The organism is Achromobacter sp. 1014246743, from assembly GCF_059760725.1.
This window is the reverse complement of record NZ_JCBANA010000026.1, coordinates 1-17,766: the sequence shown is the minus strand read 5'-3', so window position 1 is coordinate 17,766 and position 17,766 is coordinate 1. Positions and strand designations below refer to the sequence as shown.

The 17,766-nt window shown below is 62.4% G+C and carries 17 protein-coding genes; 9 read left to right on the top strand and 8 right to left on the bottom strand.

What is annotated here, in order from left to right:
• Positions 1–8: 8 nt before the first annotated feature.
• The 6 genes from AC6LJ2_RS12930 to AC6LJ2_RS12905 all read right to left on the bottom strand — a co-directional run bounded on the left by AC6LJ2_RS12930 (position 9) and on the right by AC6LJ2_RS12905 (position 5,848).
• Positions 9–2,417, bottom strand: coding sequence for a TonB-dependent receptor (locus tag AC6LJ2_RS12930; protein WP_498151541.1), 2,409 nt, complete (start codon positions 2,415–2,417; stop codon positions 9–11).
• A 227-nt stretch (positions 2,418–2,644) separates the two neighbouring features.
• A complete protein-coding gene (locus AC6LJ2_RS12925) occupies positions 2,645–3,592 on the bottom strand; it encodes a FecR family protein (protein WP_498151498.1) in 948 nt (315 codons plus the stop codon).
• A gap of 15 nt (positions 3,593–3,607) precedes the next feature.
• Complete coding sequence (locus AC6LJ2_RS12920) at positions 3,608–4,111, bottom strand: sigma-70 family RNA polymerase sigma factor (RefSeq protein ID WP_263914052.1); 504 nt, start codon at positions 4,109–4,111, stop codon at positions 3,608–3,610.
• Between the two features lie 136 nt (positions 4,112–4,247).
• Entirely contained in the window at positions 4,248–4,631 is a 384-nt protein-coding gene (locus AC6LJ2_RS12915; protein WP_263914051.1) for a DCC1-like thiol-disulfide oxidoreductase family protein, read from the bottom strand.
• Between the two features lie 69 nt (positions 4,632–4,700).
• A complete protein-coding gene (locus AC6LJ2_RS12910) occupies positions 4,701–5,213 on the bottom strand; it encodes a hypothetical protein (protein WP_498151497.1) in 513 nt (170 codons plus the stop codon).
• Positions 5,214–5,221: 8 nt separating this feature from the next.
• The gene (locus AC6LJ2_RS12905) at positions 5,222–5,848 is read right to left on the bottom strand and encodes a DUF2239 family protein (protein ID WP_498151496.1); all 627 of its coding nucleotides are present in this window, start codon (positions 5,846–5,848) and stop codon (positions 5,222–5,224) included.
• Positions 5,849–6,057: 209 nt separating this feature from the next.
• Here AC6LJ2_RS12905 and guaB point away from each other — a divergent pair, with 209 nt between their 5' ends.
• From guaB to AC6LJ2_RS12890, 3 genes are all read left to right on the top strand, one after another.
• Positions 6,058–7,518, top strand: coding sequence for an IMP dehydrogenase (gene guaB / locus AC6LJ2_RS12900; protein ID WP_175192159.1), 1,461 nt, complete (start codon positions 6,058–6,060; stop codon positions 7,516–7,518).
• 120 nt (positions 7,519–7,638) lie between these two features.
• Complete coding sequence (guaA, locus tag AC6LJ2_RS12895; protein WP_175192160.1) at positions 7,639–9,231, top strand: glutamine-hydrolyzing GMP synthase; 1,593 nt, start codon at positions 7,639–7,641, stop codon at positions 9,229–9,231.
• 308 nt (positions 9,232–9,539) lie between these two features.
• Positions 9,540–10,748 (top strand): tyrosine-type recombinase/integrase, encoded by a 1,209-nt coding sequence (locus AC6LJ2_RS12890; protein WP_498151495.1) that lies wholly within the window; start codon positions 9,540–9,542, stop codon positions 10,746–10,748.
• Positions 10,749–11,192: 444 nt separating this feature from the next.
• On the opposite strand, the gene AC6LJ2_RS12885 is transcribed toward AC6LJ2_RS12890, so the two are convergent.
• The gene (locus AC6LJ2_RS12885; RefSeq protein ID WP_233622052.1) at positions 11,193–12,164 is read right to left on the bottom strand and encodes a LuxR family transcriptional regulator; all 972 of its coding nucleotides are present in this window, start codon (positions 12,162–12,164) and stop codon (positions 11,193–11,195) included.
• A 94-nt stretch (positions 12,165–12,258) separates the two neighbouring features.
• On the opposite strand from AC6LJ2_RS12885, the gene AC6LJ2_RS12880 reads away from it, so the two are divergent.
• The 3 genes from AC6LJ2_RS12880 to AC6LJ2_RS12870 all read left to right on the top strand — a co-directional run bounded on the left by AC6LJ2_RS12880 (position 12,259) and on the right by AC6LJ2_RS12870 (position 14,104).
• A complete protein-coding gene (locus tag AC6LJ2_RS12880; protein WP_200012268.1) occupies positions 12,259–12,483 on the top strand; it encodes a helix-turn-helix transcriptional regulator in 225 nt (74 codons plus the stop codon).
• A gap of 3 nt (positions 12,484–12,486) precedes the next feature.
• Positions 12,487–13,365, top strand: a complete 879-nt coding sequence (locus AC6LJ2_RS12875) for a helicase RepA family protein (protein ID WP_200012266.1) — start codon at positions 12,487–12,489, stop codon at positions 13,363–13,365.
• An 88-nt stretch (positions 13,366–13,453) separates the two neighbouring features.
• Positions 13,454–14,104 carry a hypothetical protein gene (locus tag AC6LJ2_RS12870; protein ID WP_498151494.1) on the top strand — a complete coding sequence of 217 codons (651 nt, stop codon included), beginning with the start codon at positions 13,454–13,456 and terminating at the stop codon, positions 14,102–14,104.
• A 667-nt stretch (positions 14,105–14,771) separates the two neighbouring features.
• Here AC6LJ2_RS12870 and trbK (AC6LJ2_RS12865) read toward each other — a convergent pair.
• Positions 14,772–14,987, bottom strand: a complete 216-nt coding sequence (gene trbK, locus AC6LJ2_RS12865) for an entry exclusion lipoprotein TrbK (protein ID WP_498151540.1) — start codon at positions 14,985–14,987, stop codon at positions 14,772–14,774.
• Positions 14,988–15,655: 668 nt separating this feature from the next.
• On the opposite strand from trbK (AC6LJ2_RS12865), the gene trbJ reads away from it, so the two are divergent.
• The 3 genes from trbJ to trbL all read left to right on the top strand — a co-directional run.
• On the top strand, positions 15,656–16,504 hold the full coding sequence (gene trbJ / locus AC6LJ2_RS12860) for a P-type conjugative transfer protein TrbJ (RefSeq protein ID WP_498151493.1): 849 nt from the start codon (positions 15,656–15,658) through the stop codon (positions 16,502–16,504).
• A gap of 12 nt (positions 16,505–16,516) precedes the next feature.
• Positions 16,517–16,747, top strand: coding sequence for an entry exclusion lipoprotein TrbK (trbK, locus tag AC6LJ2_RS12855; RefSeq protein ID WP_034043834.1), 231 nt, complete (start codon positions 16,517–16,519; stop codon positions 16,745–16,747).
• The coding region (gene trbL, locus AC6LJ2_RS12850) for a P-type conjugative transfer protein TrbL (RefSeq protein WP_498151492.1) at positions 16,744–17,766 on the top strand (1,023 nt) is incomplete at its 3' end. The genes trbK (AC6LJ2_RS12855) and trbL, both read left to right, overlap by 4 nt.

Sequence of the window (17,766 nt, the reverse complement as noted above, 5' to 3'; positions counted from 1 at the left end):
CTCCGCGCCTACCAGCGATGCGTGTACATCGCCGTCAGCGCCATGCCCGCGGCCGGCAGGCGGCTGCTGTTCAGGCTGTTGCGCATCAACTGGCTGTACTGGGGGTAATAGTCGCGGTTGAACAGGTTTTCGATGCCCAGCGTCAGCGTGTCCTGCTTGCTCAGTTCGTAGCGGCTGATCAGGTCCACCGTGGTGTAGCTGCTGACCTCGCGGCGTCCGAAGCTGTTCACGCCGTCCAGCCGGTAGTCCTTGCTGCCGAAATACGTGACCTGCACGCGGTTGCTCCAGTGCTCGCTGGGGCGGTATTGCAGATAGCCGGTCAGCTTGAGCGGCGCAATGCGGTAGCCGGTCATCGGCTGGCTGGGCTGGCCGTCCGGCGTTTCGCGGCCGCGCGTCCACGTGAAGGTGCCGCCGGCCCCCCAGCGGTCATCGTCGGTGCTGTAGTCCAGGCTGCCTTCGACGCCGAAGATCTTCTCTTGCGTGCGGGTCAGGATCAGCCCGTTGTTGAAGCTTTGCACGTCGCCCAGCTTGGACGTCGAATAGAACACCGCCAGCGTCGCCGACGTATTGCCGAAGCCGCCGCGCCAACCCACTTCATAGTTGTTGGTCTTGACCGGTTGCAGGTCCGACGAGGCGATGTTGAACCCCGGGCGGGCATTGCGCATCTGCACGCCGATATCCGGCAACTGGAAGCCCTGACTGAACGAGGTATAGAACTCTTGCCCCCGCACCGGCGAATAGGCCAGCCCCGCGTTGAACAGCAGCGCGTCGTAGCTGACCGAGCCGCCCTTGATCGTCTGCGGATTCGCCACCCGCGACTGCGACAGCGGCACGAAATCGTCGAAACGGGCGCTGGAATACTCGTAGCGCACGCCGCCCTGCGCGGACCACTGGTCGTCGAACTTGTGTTCCAGCTGGCCGAACAGGCCGGTGCTGCGGGTGGTCAGCTCGGGCATGTAGGTCACCGTGCCGGTGCGGCGAAACACCCGGCCGCCGCTGGCGTCGTACGCCACGGGGTCGAAGATGTCGTTGGGCATGTCGCTGCGTTCCTGGTTGAAATCCAGGCCCCACAGCAGCTTGGTGCGCTTGGCATCGCCCAGCGGCGTGTCCACCGTGATGCGGCTGCCCAGCACGTGCGAATTCTGCATCACCTGGTCGACGTTGTTGCCGCGCGTGACCACGGCGCGCGCATCGAACGGCGTGAAGCGGGTGTAGTAGTCGCGGTAATACACCTGGGTGCTGAGCTTGCTGCCCCACAGCGACTGATGCTGGTATTCCAGGTTGACCAGGGTATTGCGGATCTGGTTCTGGTCGTCCAGTTGCAGCCCGTCCAGCGGGCGGGCCGTGGCCGACCCCGGCGGCAGGCGCGCCACGGCGGGGTCCGACGCGTAGTGGGTGTCCTGGTCGGCGTTGTAGTGGCTGACCGACAACTGCACGCGCTGATTGTCGTCCAGCCGCACGCCCAGTTTCGCGCCCACGTTGAAGGCGTTGGCGTTGAACATGTCGCCCTGGCTGGGCTCGGGGGCGATGCGGTGGCCGTTGGCGTCGTACGAACTGCCGATATGCCGGCCGCCCACGTCGAAGGCATAGTCCAGCTTGCCCTGGCTGCCGGCAAAGTGTTGCTGCAACTGGCCGCCCAGGCCGTCGGCGCGCAGGCGGGTCAACGGCGACGTGGCGGTCAGCGTGGTCTCGGCCACGTCCGGGCCGCCGGCCGGGCGCGTGGTGATGGACACGATGCCGCCCGTGGCGCCGGCGCCGTAGATCGCGCTGCTGCCGCGCAGGACTTCCACCCGTTCGATCAGCCCCGGGTCGATATTGGCCAGGTTGCGCGCGGAATCGCGGTTGGTGTTCAGCGGAATGCCGTCGACCAGCACCAGCATGCTGCGCCCGCGCAGCGTCTGGCCGTAGTCGGTAATGGTGCGGCTGGAATCGGCCATGCCCGGCACCGCCTTGGCCAGCACCGTGGCCAGGCTGTCGGAACCCGTGCGCAATTCCTGCAGCTGGTCACGCTCGATCACCGTGGTCTGCCGGGTCGGGCTGGCCAGGTCCGACTGGGTGCGTGACGCGCTCACTTCCACCGCGGCCAGCGTCACCGGGCCAGCCTGGGCCGCGGCAGCCCGTTGCAGCACGATGGCATTGCCTTCGCGGCGCTGCTCCAGGCCGCTGCCGCGCAGCAACCGGGCCAGCGCCTCTTCGGGCGTGTAGCTGCCCGACAGGGCCGGCGCTTGCAGACCTGCCACCACCTCGGGGGCGTAGAACAGTTGCAGTGGCGTGCGCTGCGCCAGGCGCTTGAGTGCGGCGTCCAGCGGCTGGGCGGGCATGCTGAATGCGATCGGCGCCGCCGTCGTGCCCTGGGCCTGCGAGGCGGCCGACGCAAACGCGCAAGCCAGCGCCAGCACGACCGGCGCCAGGCGCAGCGCGCCGGTTCGCCCAGCGCTGCGCAACGGGCTGCGCGCGTCCAATCCCAAGTGTTCCAACCCTGCCTGCACGTTCCTGCTCCTGTTCTTTGCCAAAGGGGGCCCGCCGTTGTCGGCGCCCGGGACAGGCGCCATGACATCGGAGGGCTTTTGCGGAAGACGCAATCCGGCAAAAAAACCTGAATGGGAATTTGTAACGATGGCGCGACAGCCGATTCCGGCAACGATCAGCGCGCGCTCACCTGCGCCGTGCCGTCCGGCAGCAGGCGCACCGTCACCGGCAGCAACTGGGGCAGGGCGGCCAGCAGGCTGTCGGGGTCGGCGGTATTGAACATGCCGGTCAGGCGCATGCGTGCCGACGCGGCATCGACCACGATCGGCACTCGGCGGTAGCGCGACACTTCACGCGCCACGTCGGCCAGCGCCGCGTTGGAAAACACCAGCTTGCCGTTGCGCCAGGCCAGCACGGCGTCGACATCGGCCGCCGTCACCGGCCCCAGGCGGCCCTGGGCGTCCAGCGCCACGCGCTGTCCGGCCGTCAGCGCCGCCGTGGCGCCCGCCAGGCCGGGCGGCCCGTCGACCCGCACGGACCCGGACTCGACCACCACGTCCGCGCCGGTGTCGCCGCGCCGCACCTCGAAGCGCGTTCCCGTGACCGTGACCGACCCGCGGCCCACATCGACGACGAATGGCCGCTGCGAATCGTGCGCCACCGTGAACATCACCTGGCCCGCCACCAGTTCCACCAGGCGCTGCGCCTTGCCCAGCCGTACCCGAACCTGGCTGCGCGTATTCAGTTCCAGCAGCGAGCCATCGGGCAGCTGCAATTGCTTGCGCTCGCCGATGCCGGTCGCCAACGCCATCACCTTGTCCCCGGGCATCATCAGCACGACGCCGCCTGCCAACGCCAGCGCCAGCGTCGCGCCCGCGCCCACCAGAAAACGCCGGCGGCGTGGCGCAGCGGCCTGGCGTTGCACGCGTTCGGGCTGCACCTGGCCGGACGCTTGCCATAGGCGGTCAAGAAAATCGTATTCGTAGCGGTGGCGCGGATCGGCTTCCAACCAATCGCGCAGCGCCTGCCGCTCGGCCTCGGTCATGTCGCCCGACTGCGCGCGCGCAAACCAGCGCGCGGCGGCTTCATCCGGAGGGGGCGGGGCGGGCAGGGAGTGCGTCATGGCAGCGGCGCGCGGCTAGTGCGGCGCATGCGCGCTAAGGCGCTGCCGCAGGTGGCGCAAGGCGCGGATCATGTATTTTTCGACCATGTTCTTGCTAAGGCCCATGTGCTCGGCGATCTCGGCCTGGCTCAGGCCTTCCAGCCGTTGCCACAGGAACACCTGGCGGCATTTTTCGGGCAGCTCGGCCAGGGCGCGTTCCAGGTCTTGCGTCAATTGGCCCGACCGGGCCTGCGACAGCGGGTCGCCCAGGCGGCTGGGATGGGCCGCAATGATATCAAGCGGCAGCATCTCGACGCCGCCTTCTCGCCGATGCTGGTCGATGACCAGATTGCGCGCCGTCTGATGCAGATAGGCGCGCGGCTCCCGCACGGTGGCGTCGTCCGCCTCCAGGCACTTGAGCAGGGTGTCGTGCGACAGGTCTTCGGCCGCGGGCCGGTTGCCCAGGCGTCGCGTCCACGTGCGCAGCAATTCCTCGTAGAAGGGCAGGAATCCCTTCGCGCGTGATAAGCGGCTTGCCATACCGGTGGCCGTAAAGTGGGACCGGAATGATAATGCGTTGCATTTGGTTGTGGCAAGCGGCTTTCGCCGAAGCGCTCGGCCAGCGGGTGGGGCACGCGATGCTTGCCGCGGCTCGCTGCCGCGGCGGGCCGCGACGTCAGGCCGGCATCTTCTTCTTGCCCATCAGCGCCAGCGTCAGCGCGCGCCCGCGCCGCATGAACGGATACAGCGCCGCCGACAGGCACGGGCTGCGAAACACCGCGGCATTCACTTTGTTGAACAGGTCGTTGTCGGTGCTGATCAACGCCAGCCGGTTGATGCAGTCGGCGCCCCAGTAGGTCTTGCCGTCCAGCCGCAGCAGCATGCCTTCGTTCAGGTCGTAGCCTTGCTTGCGAAAGGCCGCGGCCAGGTCCGGATGTTCACGCATGTTCAACAGCGCCACCGGCCCCACGGCTTTGCGCAACTGCACCATCCGCACGTAATTCGTGCAGAACGGGCAGTCGCCGTCGTACAGCAGGAAGTTCCGGGGGGTGGCATCCATATAGACAGAGCTTACCAGCGTGCGCGGCGCGGTGCTGCCGTGGGCCGGGGCGGTGGCCGGGGCGTGGCCCTAGTTCCAGTCGATATCTTCCTGCAGATACCACGGCCCGGCCAGGGGCGTGACGACCAATTGCGGGTGCGACGGCAGCAGCGGTTCCTGCGGCGAATATTCGTACCAGAGCAGGTGACGGTCCGCCACATCCAGCGTGGCATGCGCCACCGCGCCCGACGCGTCGTACTCGATACGAAAGGCGTCGATGGCCAATCCCAGCTCGCGGATACGCCTGCGCAAATCCGCATGCTGCGCTGCCGCTTGCGCATCAAAGGCCTGGCTTGCCGGCCGATCCGGCAACGCGCACGATGCACCTGCCGGTTCGCAATACCGAACGGCCCCGTAGGCCAATTGCTTCGGCCCCTTGGCCGAATAGCCCGCGATGCGTAGCGGTTGCACGTAGGCCAGCAGGGCCTCCAACCGGGGTACGTCGGACGCGCCCGGTTGCCGGCAGGCGTGCCAGCCCCAGGCGCCGGCCAGCGCCAACGCCACCGCGACCAGGGCGCCACATGACCAGACACGGCGGTTCATCGTGCTGCCTACGCCGCCGCGTCCGCCCACGCCAGGTGCATCGCGTAGTCGCGCACGTCCTGCGGCCAGTCGGCCAGTTGCCGCGCGAACCGCTCTCGGTCGCCCGCATACAGCGCACGCGTGGCTTCTTCGAAACCGGCCAGGTTGCCCGCCATGCTGGACATGAAGTGGTACGCGGCCTCTTGCCGCTGGCGTTGCTGGTCGCGCGCCTCGTTGTCGCGGCGCGCCTGTTCCACCAGCTTGCGCAGCGCCACCGAGGCGCCGCCGGGTTGCGCGGCCAGCCAGTCCCAATGGCGCGGCAGCAGGGTCACTTCGCGCGGCACCACGCCCAGCTTGGGCCGGCCGCGGCCACGCGGGGCGGCGTCGGGTGCATCTTCCGTTGGCGCGGCGTCGGCAGCCGGCTGCGGCTGGTAGCGCTGGCGAATCTGCGCCTCGTCGCCACGCAGGTCCAGGTCGACCTGCTTGCCGGTCTGGTCATCGAACACCAGGATGGCGGCATCGCTGCCGGCGGCCGAGGTCTGCCGCACGGCCAGCGCTACATCGGCCAGCGGGCCGCGCGCCAGCAGGCGGTGGCCTTCGAAGGCGGTGTGCAGGGCGGCCGCGGACGCTGCGGCGGGGGAGGGAATCGTGGTCATGGCGGTCAAGGCTAAATTTTGCCCGGGTAAATTTTATGGAATGCATTGTGATCCGACAAAAAGCGCCTGTCAATATGATCCGGGTAAAAATAGTCGCGGCCGCGCCACGCCCATGAAAAAAGTCGCAAAAATCCTGCGCCGACCTAGGGTCAATACCTAGTCAAAACACACAGGCGGCGTATAATCTTGCTTTGCGCCCGGAGTTACCCATGCGTCTCGTTCAAAAAGCGCTCACCTTCGACGATGTGTTGTTGGTGCCTGCGTATTCCGAGGTGTTGCCGCGCGACACCTCCCTGGCCACGCGCCTCACCCGCAACATCAGCCTGAACATCCCCCTCGTGTCCGCCGCCATGGACACCGTCACCGAGTCCCGCCTGGCCATCGCCATGGCCCAGGAAGGTGGCATCGGGATCATCCACAAGAATCTGTCCGCCGACGCCCAGGCCCGTGAAGTCGCCCGCGTCAAGCGCCACGAATTCGGCATCGTGATCGATCCGGTCACCGTCACCCCCCAGATGAAAGTGCGCGACGCCATTGCGTTGCAGCGCCAGCATGGCATCTCGGGCCTGCCGGTCGTCGAAGGCCGCAAGCTGGTCGGTATCGTCACCAACCGCGACCTGCGCTTCGAAGAAAACCTCGACCAACCCCTGCGCAACATCATGACGCCGCAGGAACGCCTGGTCACCATGAAAGAAGGCGCCACGCTCGATGAAGCGCAGGCCCTGATGCACAAGCACCGCCTCGAGCGCGTGCTGATCGTCAACGACGGCTTCGAACTGCGTGGCCTGGCCACCGTCAAAGACATCGTCAAGAACACCGAACACCCGCTCGCCAGCAAAGACACCCAGGGCCAGTTGCGCGTCGGCGCAGCGGTCGGCGTGGGTGCCGGCACCGAAGAGCGCGTCGAAAAGCTGGTCGCCGCCGGCGTCGACGTCCTCATCGTCGACACCGCCCACGGCCACTCCAAGGGCGTGCTGGAAGGCGTGCGCTGGGTCAAGCAGAACTACCCCAAGGTCGAAGTCATCGGCGGCAACATCGCCACCGCCGCCGCCGCGCGCGCGCTGGTCGAATACGGCGCCGACGGCGTCAAGGTCGGCATCGGCCCCGGCTCGATCTGCACCACCCGCATCGTCGCCGGTGTCGGCGTGCCGCAAATCCATGCCATCTCCGAAGTCGCCAAGGCGCTCGAAGGCACGGGCGTGCCCCTCATCGCCGACGGCGGCATCCGCTACTCGGGCGACGTCGCCAAGGCCCTGGCGGCCGGCGCCTTCTCGTGCATGATGGGCGGCATGTTCGCCGGCACCGAAGAAGCCCCGGGCGAAGTCGTGCTGTTCCAAGGCCGTTCGTACAAGTCGTACCGCGGCATGGGCAGCCTGGGCGCCATGACCGACGGTTCGGCCGATCGCTACTTCCAGGACCCGGCCAACAACGCCGACAAACTGGTCCCCGAAGGCATCGAAGGCCGCGTCCCCTACAAGGGTAGCGTGCTGGCCATCATCTACCAACTGGTCGGCGGCATCCGCGCCTCGATGGGCTACTGCGGCGCCGCCACCATCGACGACATGCGCACCAAGGCCGAATTCGTGGAAATCACCTCGGCCGGTGTCCGCGAATCCCACGTGCACGACGTACAGATCACCAAGGAAGCGCCCAACTACCGCGCCGACTGATTCCCGTACAGTCAACTACAATGTCATGCATCACGCACCGGCAGAACCGCAAAATCAGTCAGCGGGTCTGCCGGTGCGGTTTTATTTACTGCGGTTTCATTCATTACCGGTAGAGTCTCCATGCACCAGCGCATCCTCATTCTCGACTACGGTTCGCAAGTCACCCAACTGATCGCCCGTCGCGTTCGCGAAGCCGGCGTCTATTCCGAAGTGCATCCGGGCGACGTCGACGACGCCTTCGTGCGCGAACAAATGGCGCAAGGCCTCAAGGGCATCATCCTGTCGGGCAGCCACGCTTCGGCCTACGAAGAAGGCTCCATGCGCGTGCCCCACGCCGTGTTCGAGCTGGGCGTGCCCGTGCTGGGCATCTGCTACGGCATGCAGTCCATGGCGCAGCAACTGGGCGGCGTGGTCAGCTTCTCCGACCACCGCGAATTCGGCTACGCCGAAGTCCGCGCCCATGGCCACACCAAGCTGCTGGAAGGCCTGGAAGACTTCACCACCGCCGACGGCCACGGCATGCTCAAGGTCTGGATGAGCCACGGCGACAAGGTCACCGAGCTGCCCCCGGGCTTCAAGATCATGGCGTCCACGCCGTCGTGTCCCATCGCCGGCATGGCCGACGAAGACCGCCGCTTCTACGCCGTCCAGTTCCACCCCGAAGTCACGCACACCGTTCAAGGCAAGGCCATGCTGGCCCGCTTCGTCAACGAGATCTGCGAATGCCAGGGCGACTGGAACATGCCCGACTACGTCGCCGAAGCCGTCGCCCGCATCCGCGAGCAGGTCGGCACCGACGAAGTCATCCTGGGCCTGTCCGGCGGCGTCGATTCGTCGGTGGCTGCCGCGCTGATCCACAAGGCCATCGGCGACCAGCTCACCTGCGTCTTCGTCGACCACGGCCTCTTGCGCCTGGACGAAGGCAAGCAGGTCATGCAGACCTTCGCCGAGAACATGGGCGTCAAGATCATCCACGTCGACGCCACCGCCCAATTCATGGGCAAGCTGTCCGGCGTGGCCGACCCCGAAGCCAAGCGCAAGATCATCGGCCGCGAATTCGTCGAAGTGTTCCAGGAACAAGCCGGCAAGCAGCAAAGCGCCAAGTGGCTGGCCCAGGGCACCATCTACCCCGACGTCATCGAATCGGCCGGCGCCAAGACCGGCAAGGCCACCTCGATCAAGTCGCACCACAACGTGGGCGGCCTGCCCGACACGCTGAACCTGCAACTGCTGGAACCCCTGCGCGAACTGTTCAAGGACGAAGTCCGCGAACTGGGCGTCGCCCTGGGCCTGCCGCCGCAGATGGTCTACCGCCACCCGTTCCCCGGCCCCGGCCTGGGCGTGCGCATCCTGGGCGAAGTGAAGCACGAATACGCCGAACTGCTGCGTCGTGCGGATGCGATCTTCATCGAAGAACTGCGCAACACCAAGGACGAAGCCAGCGGCCTGACCTGGTACGAGCTGACCTCGCAAGCCTTTGCCGTGTTCCTGCCGGTGAAATCGGTGGGCGTGATGGGCGATGGCCGTACGTATGAATACGTCGTGGCCCTGCGTGCCGTGCAGACGTTTGACTTCATGACGGCAGATTGGGCGCCGCTGCCGCATCCGTTGCTGGCTCGCGTGTCTTCGCGGATTATCAATGAAGTGCGTGGGATCAATCGGGTGGTGTACGACGTGTCGAGCAAGCCGCCGGCGACGATTGAGTGGGAGTGATCGGACGTCTAGTACAGTCCGGCACCAGACAGCAAGAAAGAGCACCTAAGCCCGCGTAAATGCGGGCTTTTTTGATTCTTTGAGTGGCACCGTCTGGTAAATTTTCGCATAGCCAAGCACCATTTTTTTATGGCATGGTAGAGGGTATCGAATGAACCTGATGCCATGCTTGGCAGTTGATACCATGTCGCTCAGAACGAGTGGTTCATGGTATCAAATTTACCTAACTCGTTGATCTATATGAATTTAAGTGGAGAAAATACGAGTGTTCTGAGCATGGTATTTTGACGTGGAGAGCCACCCAACCCATGCTGACCGATACCAAGCTGCGCAACCTCAAGCCACAGGACAAGCTCTATAAGGTGAATGACCGCGACGGCCTCTATGTGGCCGTGACGCCTGCCGGGTCGATCTCGTTCCGCTACAACTACTCAATCCACGGCAGGCAGGAGACCATCACCTTCGGCCGCTACGGTGTCGGCGGGATCACCCTTGCGGAAGCCCGCGAACGGCTGGGCGAAGCCAAGAAGATGATCGCCGCAGGGAAATCCCCGGCCAAAGAGAAGGCGCGGGACAAGGCCCGCGTCAAGGATGCTGAGACATTCGGTGCGTGGGCCGAAAAGTGGCTGCGCGGCTATCAGATGGCCGAATCCACGCGTGACATGCGCCGCTCTGTCTTCGAGCGTGAACTGAAGCCGAAATTCGGCAACCAAAAACTGGCGGAGATCACCCACGAAGACTTGCGTACGCTGACCGATGCCATTGTGGAGCGAGGCGCACCGGCAACGGCAGTGCATTCCCGCGAAATCGTATTGCAGGTCTATCGTTGGGCCATCGAGCGCGGCCAAAAGGTTGAGAACCCGGCCAATCTGGTACGTCCTACGACCATCGCCAAGTTCGAGCCACGCGACCGGGCGCTGACGCCCGATGAAATCGGCTTGATGTACCAGTACATGGAGCGCATCGGCACGACGCCTTCCATCCGGGCGGCGGCCAAGCTGCTGTTGCTAACGATGGTGCGTAAGAGCGAGTTGACCAACGCGACCTGGAGCGAGATCAACTTCAGTCAGGCGCTTTGGACGATCCCGAAGGAGCGGATGAAACGGCGCAATCCTCATCTGGTGTTCCTGTCCCGGCAGGCGCTGGACATTTTTATCGCCCTCAAGACCTTTGCCGGCGGGTCCGACTACGTGCTTCCGTCGCGGTACGACTCGGACCTGCCCATGAGCAGCGCCACGCTCAACCAGGTGCTAACGCTGACGTACCGACTGGCGCAGAAGGAGGGGAAATCGCTCGCCAAGTTCGGCCCGCATGACTTACGACGCACGGCCAGCACGCTGCTGCATGAGGCCGGCTACAACACGGACTGGATCGAGAAGTGCTTGGCGCACGAGCAGAGGGGCGTCAGGGCCGTTTACAACAAGGCCGAGTACCGCGAGCAGCGCACGTCGATGCTACAGGATTGGGCGGACATGATCGATGAGTGGACGCTCAGGAAGCCAAGCCTGAAACCGTGAATTTTGGATGGGAGCGTGGAGGGCTTTTCTTACCCACGCAGTTTTAGCCGCTAAAGAACTCCATCGTTCAACCTCTTTAGCCGGCGGTAGCCGGCCAGCCTCGCAGAGCAGGATTCCCGTTGAGTGCCACCGGCGCGAATAAGGGACAGTGAAGAAGGAACACCCGCTTGCGGGTGGGCCTACTTCACCTATCCTGCCCGCACCTCAGCCGCGTTTCTTCCGCGTACGTCTGTGTGGAAAGAACCGCTATTTCGCCGCGATCGCGTTGGAATCGGCGAGGAAACGGGGTTGTCGCGCCGAAATCGGCCAGAATCGCGGAAGAATCGGGCTCCAATAGTGGAAAAATAGCATTTTCCAATCGGTTTCCTGCCAATTTCCGCGCGAATTCCTCAACAGTTCCCCCGTGATTTCCACACGAGCAAAAAGGGTCCAGGCGCAAAGGATTTACCGGCCATGGCGCTTCGTTGGTTTTAGGTGAAATCTCTCGGGGATTGCGGCAATGGCCTTAGAGACGGCTTGGCGTTCGATGCCCAGCCTTCGTGCAATATCCGACTGATTGTGTCCTGACCACTGGAGCATCAGCATCTGCTTTTTACGATCCGACAGCTTCGCGTCCACCATCTGCCGTGCTTGATTACGAAGTTCGCTTGTGTCTGCCGGCTGCAAGCATTGACCCGCCACGTAGTGAAAGACGTAGCTATCAACTAGCTGATTGCCCGATTTCGCTTGGGGAGTGGCAGGCTTTGCGCATTGCTGGCTAAGCCTGCTCAATTCGAGATCGAATTGAGCGACTGATCGCCTCGCTTGCCGATAGGCGGGATTCCATGTGCCGCTTGGCAACCTTGGCCGATGATCTAGGCAGTATTGGCTGCTCAGTCGAAGTTCTTCTTCCAGATCATTGGCCTTCGGGGTGTCGCTCCCGTCAGCGTACAAGGCGAGTTCGGTTAGTGAACCACAGAACCTGCAAAAACTTTGTCGACGTTCGCCATTCAGGCGGGTGGTGCGTACTCGGGACTTTGCCGGTCGTTTGCAGGCGCAGTCCCCAACCAATTCGATCAACGTTTCCAGTGTCGCCACAAATCGCTCATCCCTCGTGGATTGCTTGTCCTCGGTTTTGACGAACTGGCGTAGCAACTGCCGCTGCACGCGAACCATCGCATCAAGCCCCACCAACCGAATGATCTCGCTGAAGCTCACCCCTGTTCCCGCGCCAGGGACGTAGCCCAGGTAGCGTTGCGGCAGCGCCGCCGTATATGCGGCCATAGCGGGGTCGATCAGCTCCTGTATCAGCCGAACGATGGGGTAGCGCTTTGAATACCTGGAGTATGGATGCCAGCGATCCTGAAGCTGTCCGATGGCTTCTGAGACTGTGGGATCGCATCCCTCCCAAACGGTAATGGTAGATTTAATTTTCATGTCAACCATTATCGCCAATTATTAGGCTGATGCAATACTGCGTTGCAAGGCATGATCAGGCACACATTAGAAAGTGACTGACGGAGGTTCATGCATGCAGGCAACGACGAACAGGACTCTAATCAACAAGAAAAAACTACTGGCGATGATCCCGCTGTGCGAGCGCACGATTTACAACCTGGAGCAACGGGGAGAATTCCCCCGCCGGATTGCGCTCACTAGCCGAAATGTCGTGTGGGATTTGGCCGATGTCGAGGAATGGATTGAGGCCCGCAAGTTGTCGGGCATCCAGGCCCGTCGCCCCGGAATGGGGGGCTGAATTGTGTCCATTGATTTGCGGGCGGCATTCGAGAATGAGCCGCCTGTACTTGACTTCATATGGCCCGGCTTCCTTGCGGGAACAGTCGGAGCGCTGGTAGCGCCTGGAGCCACTGGCAAGAGCTTCTGGGCGCTGGAAGCAGCAATGTCCATTGCGTGCAGCGTTGCGGGCGGTGACCTTGTGGGCTTCAACCCGCAGCACACCGGACGCGTGATTTATCTCGCTGGAGAAGACCCGCTGCCGGCGCTTGTGTGCCGAGTTCACGCTATTGGCAAGTACCTTGATCAGCAGGCTCGGGAAGCCATCGCGGAGAACCTGAGCGTTATGCCGATCATGGGGCAGCGCATGGACGTGATGAAAGAATCAGAGTTGGCCCGTCTAATTGAGACTAGCGCTGGTGCTCGGCTGATTGTGCTCGATACTTTGAGCCGGATTCACGGCTTGGATGAGAACAGCAACGGCGACATGGCGCGTCTTGTCGCCACCCTTGAGTACGTCGCGGCCAGCACCGGCGCATCAGTCCTGTACCTGCACCACGTCAGCAAAGGTAGCGCCCGCGAGGGACTGGCCGATCAGCAGCAGGCTGCGAGAGGCGCGTCAGCTCTAATCGACAATGCCCGCTGGTGTGGCTTCGTGGCGAAGATGACCGCGGATGAGGCCAAGCGTCTGAGTGATCGCGTCTATGAGCGGCAGCCCATTGGCAACGAGCGGCGCGGCTACTTCGTGCGCTTCGGCGTATCCAAACAGAACTACGACGCCACCGAACTTGATCGCTGGTATTTGAGGCACGCCGGCGGCGTGTTGCGGCCGGTAGAGCTAGTGGACGTGAAGAAGGAGAGCAGCCTGCACGTCGTGAATGGGAGGGACGATGAGCGGTGGTAATGCCGTGACCCCTACCAGTACGAGCGCGCAGGCACGGGTGATGCTCTATCAGCCTAGCCTGCGCCCGCGCCCGCGCGAAGGCGATTGGATGGATACCTCTTTCGGCCGCTGTCGCGTAACCGGGAGGTTAGGCCAGCGGCACGCCGATATCGTAGAAGCGATTTTGTACTGCGCCGAACGTCGGCGCGATGTCTCTGATGGTGGCGTTGAGCTTTTGGTGGACCCCGCCCGTGTGCGAAAAACACTGTCTGACAGCCGGTACAGCTTCACGCAGATCGAAAAGCTGTTGGTTGAGTTACGTGCCGCGACGATCACTATCGAGACGCCGCAATTCGATTTCCCAATCATCGGCGGATTGATTGACCATGTTATCCCTTCGCCCATGACGCGTCCCGATCCGCTGACGGGGGGCGAGCGGAACTTGTGGCGGGTGCGGCTTGGCGTTGCACTGGTGATGCTGCTTGAGCATGACTTGCGTTTGTACTACGACCCAGCCCCCATCGCCCGCCTCCAGCATGGCATCAGCCAGGCTGTCGCGCGGCACGTTTTGAGCCACAAAGTAGAGCCAACAGGCGGGTGGTATATCGACACCGTTATCGTGGCAGTAACCGGGGAAGCCTCAAGTCAAACCATGCGCGATGCTCGTCGAAGGCTCAAAGAGGACGCCGAAAAATTACGGCAAATCGGGCTTGTGATTGACGGCGACCGCATCAAGAAGAAGGGCACAGGCAACACCTAAAGCGTGGCACAGCCGCCCGATGGCGTGGCACACCCGCCCGATAGCGTGGCACAGTCGCCCGAAACGTGGCACACCCGCCCGGAGTTAGCAGGATATTCAGGATATTCAGATCCTGCGCGGCACAGCCCGCGCTTGAGGCGCGGTCCGGCCTTGCCGGTCGGCCATGGGCCGACGGTTGAACACCAAGGAAGGAGAGCGTCCACCGAATGCGCCTACTGCCCCTCCTGGCGTTCAACCAAAAACGTCGGTTTCCGGTTTCCCTTCATGAAGCGTCCTACATCCGCCCAATGAGGACGGAATAGGAGGCGACCAGATCAGACACCCTGCAAGAGCGCGCAGGACGGCCAGGAGGCCGTTCAAAGCGGTTCGGTAATGGTTGGGTAGCCTCGCGACCCGAAAATCGCACCACGGACCGTACATCGCGTTTTCAGGCTGGCGCCGGTTGCGACTGGTCGGCACGGAGTGAGCCGGCGGCCTGATGTCGGTAAGAATATTATTATTCTTTCCGCGAGAAGCCGCCCCTCAAGTGTCAATAAAGTCGGAACAAATCAAGAACATAGGATTACGAAAGCACGGAAAACATGGGCTTTTCTGCGTTCGTACAGGCCGTTCGTTGACCGTTTCGGTCGTCAGGTGCGGAAGTCGAGCCGAGCCGGCCCGGGCCGCTTTACCAGGTTTTCGGCTCTGAGTGCTTGTATTCGCCACGGCGCAAGCATTGCGCTACCAGGTCATCGCGCGACTTTCCTGCCGGCAAGGTCTTCCAGTAATCCACTTTGCATGTTTCGTCGCTCACGTCGTATTGCTTATCCGCAATGGCATCGTCACCACAGCCGACCAACACTGCTCCCATCAGCACGCCAACCACAAGCCCCTTCAACGCCATCACTTCTGTCTCCACACGAGATATCGGAGGCGACATGATAGCCGGACCTCATCATTGCGCAGAGTAAGGCCGCCAATGTTCTTTAGCAGCTAAAACCCAATTCCCTCGGCGTCCAAACAGTATTCCAATCTTGAGAGATTGTTCCCAGCGGTCCGCAGCGCTCGCTCCTGCAACTTCGAATTCGGATCGGCTGCATCTGCAAACAGCGTGTGTAAATCGCGGGGAAATGTCTAGGAGTTCGCGCGGAAATCGGCAGGAAACCTCTGTGTTTTCCTGTAATGCCGTGTATTTGACGCGTACACACGTTCGGCTCGGCATTTACAGATGAATCCACAAAACGCGACCAACACTTTCCTTGGTGTAAACAACGCCGTAAGGCGGGCAGGATGTGTGAAGTTAGCTAATCGGCGGAGCCGATTATCTATCTTCACTGTCCCTTATTCGCGCCGGTGGCACTCAACGGGAATCCTGCTCTGCGAGGCTGGCCGGCTACCGCCGGTTCCTGAGGTTGAGCCGAACAGGCCGGCGAGACAGATGCACACGAAAACGTCACCGGAGTCCCAGCGTTTTTGAATGACTATTTCTCGTGTCAACCGTTTTTGCCAATTATTAGGTCGATATGATTCCGCATTGCAGGGCATTATCAGGCACACATTCGAAAGTGACTGATGGAGGTCAAAGCAATGCATGCAAAAACAATCAGCACCCTGAGCAACAAGCGAGAGCTACTCACTGCGAAGCCGCAAAATTTAGCGGCTAAAATCGCTCTGTCCATCGCCGTGACCCTTGGCGTCGGCTCGATGCCGGCGCAAGCGGGCATCCCGGTCATCGACGGGACTAACCTGTCGCAAACGACCGTCACCGCGATTCAGCAAGTCGCGCAGGTCCAGAAGCAAATCGAGCAGTACGCAACGCAGTTGCAGCAGTACGAAAACATGCTGCAAAACACGGTCGCGCCAGCCGCCTACATTTGGGATCAAGCGCAGTCCACCATCAACGGGCTGATGCAGTCCATTGACAGCCTGAACAGCCTAACCAATCAGGTCGGTAGCCTGGACGCCTACCTGGGCAAGTTCCAGGACGTTTCCTACTACAAGTCGTCGCCCTGCTTCACCTCGGCCGGCTGCTCCGACACCGAACGCGCCGCGCTGGAGAAAACCCGCGCCTTGGGTTCGCAGTCGCAAAAGGCCGCGAATGACGCGCTGTTCAAAGGCATCAAAGATCAGCAGGAAAACCTACAGGCGGACGCGCGGCAGCTCGAACGGCTGCAATCGCAGGCGCAGGGCGCAAAAGGGCAGATGGAAGCCATCGGCTACGCCAATCAGATCGCCAGCCAGCAGTCCAACCAGCTCCTGCAAATCCGTGGCCTGCTGCTGGCACAGCAGAACGCCATCGGTGCGCAATTGCAGGCCCAAACCGACCGTGAGGCGCAACAGGAAGCCGCGCATAAGGCATCGACGGAACCCAGGATCGGGAAGACTCCCAACCCGAAAAACTGGCTGCAAGTGAAGCCGTAGGAGGGCCAGAACATGAAGAAATCAACGGTCCTCTTGACCGCCCTTCTCGTCGCATTGGTGGCCGGCTGCGATAACAAGCAGCCGGCCCAAATGCCCGAGGTGAACGCGGAAAACTGCGCGCCCGACCGCATACAGAAAATCGAGGATCGGCCAACGCGCGAGCAGTTCGCCGGCGCGTGCTCCCGCCGGTCGGTGATTGCACCGACCGAGAATCCTAAGAACTGGCTGGAGGTGAAACCATGAAACGAATGGCGTTCGCCCTTAGCGTCGGCCTGGCCTTCGCATTGTTCTCAACGGGTGCCTCGGCCGAGCTGACCAACCAGGGCATGCTTGACCAGGTGGTGACGGAATTCGCTAGCAAGGCATCGAGCTGGAAAACGGTCATCATGGATGCCGCGACCTGGCTTTTCTGGACCCTGGGTACGATTTCCCTGGTCTGGACGGGCGGCACACTGGCCCTGAAAAGGGCCGATGTTGGCGAGTTCTTTGCGGAGTTCGTGCGCTTCATCCTGTTTTTCGGCTTCTACCTTTGGCTGCTGCGAAACGGGCCAGAAATCGCAGATGCGATTATTCAGTCGTTGCAGCAACTCGGCTCGAAAGCCACCGGCATATCGTCCGTGACGCCCTCCGGTATCGTCGATGTGGGCTTTATGATCTTTCAGCAGCACGTCAAGAATTCGTCCCTGTGGAGTCCGGTTGATACCGTCATCGGGGCAATTCTTAGCCTCGGAATCCTGCTGCTGCTCGCCACCATTGCAGTCAATATGCTGCTTGTTCTGGTGTCGTCCTGGTGCCTGATGTACCTGGGAATTTTCTTCCTTGGCTTCGGCGGATCGCGCTGGACCTCTGATATGGCGATCAACTACTACAAGACCGTCCTCGGGGTTGGCGTCAACCTGCTTGTCATGGTCGCTCTGGTCGGGATCGGCAACGATCTGCTGACCGGGTTTTACGCCAAGATGGGCAAGGGCACGCTCAACTTTGAAGAAATGGGTGTGATGCTGGTTTTCTGCCTGGCACTGCTGTTGCTCATTAACCGGGTGCCGCCTCTGATCTCCGGCATCATCACCGGCGGCGGCGTTGGCGCGGCCGGCGGTCTCGGCAACTTCGGGGCTGGCGCGGTTGTAGGGGCGGGCATGGGGGGGGGCGGGGATTGTGTCTTTTACACCATTTGCGCGCTCCGAGCAAAAGGGCTCTTTTTGATATCTGGTGCGGGCGGTGGCTCTATACAAAAAAAGAAGCAAGATATAGATATAAAACTA